1 pseudogene is annotated in these 248 nt (G+C 77.0%); it reads right to left on the minus strand.

From position 1 onward, the window contains the following. Nucleotides 1–71 precede the first annotated feature (71 nt). Nucleotides 72–248 (minus strand): annotated as a pseudogene (locus tag ACSNOK_RS35490) (zinc-binding dehydrogenase); the annotation flags it as partial.

Consider the following 248-nt stretch of genomic DNA (forward strand, 5'->3'; position numbering starts at 1 on the left):
GCCGGAGGCCGGTCAGGGCACGGTCTCCGGCCGGACCGTCGGCGGAGGTGGGATCGGGCACGGCGGTCGGCCTAGAAGGTGAGGACCAGCCGGCCCCGGACGCCGCCGCGCTCCAGCAGCCGGTGCGCCTCGGCGGCCTGCTAGGCCGGGAAGGTCTGCGCCACCCGCAGGGTCAGCACGCCCTCCTCCACCTGCCGGCGCAGCGTGTCGAGCGCGGCGCGGTCCTCGGCAACCTTGCGCACGAGGGT

The sequence above is a fragment of the Streptomyces sp. URMC 126 genome, from assembly GCF_051386555.1.
Classification (GTDB): Bacteria; Actinomycetota; Actinomycetes; order Streptomycetales; family Streptomycetaceae; genus Streptomyces.